At 69.1% G+C, this 815-nt stretch carries 1 protein-coding gene; it reads right to left on the reverse strand.

The window, feature by feature from the left end; genetic code table 11:
• Positions 1-815: phosphopantetheine-binding protein (locus A5625_RS03435; RefSeq protein WP_156747897.1), on the reverse strand; the 815-nt coding region annotated here is incomplete at both ends.

Raw genomic sequence — 815 nt, forward strand, 5'->3', positions numbered from 1 at the left:
AGCCACCGGATGATCGGAGTGGGCACCACCGGCCCGACACCGGCATCAACCACGTCACCGGCGCCGGTGGCCACCCCCGCCACTCGGGCGAGCCGGGCTACCGTCTGCTCGACGAAAATGTCGCGCGGCCTGAGTATCAGGCCGGCGGCACGCGCCCGCGCCACCACCTGCATCGACAAGATGCTGTCCCCGCCCAGGTCGAAGAAGGAGTCGTCGACGCCGACGCGCTGCGCGCCGAGGATTTGGGCGTAGATGCCGGCCAGGATCTCTTCGGTGACAGTGCCCGGGGCGCGGTATTGACCGGCGGTGTAGTCAGGTGCGGGCAGCGCCCGGGTGTCGAGTTTGCCGTTGACCGTCACCGGCAACGCCTCCAGCACCACCACCGCGGCCGGCACCATATACGCCGGTAACCGCTGCCCCAACACCGCACGCACCACGACCGGATCAGCGGTCCCGGTGATATAGCCCACCAGACGCTTATCGCCGGGGCGATCCTCACGGGCGATCACCACCGCCTGCCCCACCCCCGCCACACCGCTTAACGCGGACTGGATCTCACCCAACTCGATGCGATACCCGCGCAGCTTGACCTGCTCATCAGCACGCCCCAAATACTCCAACTGCCCATCAGCACGCCACCGCACCACATCCCCGGTGCGATACATCCGCGCCCCCGCACCCCCGAACGGACACGCCACAAACCGCGACCCGGTCAACCCCGCCCGACGCCAATACCCCACACCGACGCCGCGGCCAGCCACATACAAAAACCCCACCACACCGGCCGGCACCGGCCGCAACCCCCCCTCCGGCCG

It is taken from the genome of Mycobacterium sp. 1465703.0 (assembly GCF_001672975.1).
Classification (GTDB): Bacteria; Actinomycetota; Actinomycetes; order Mycobacteriales; family Mycobacteriaceae; genus Mycobacterium.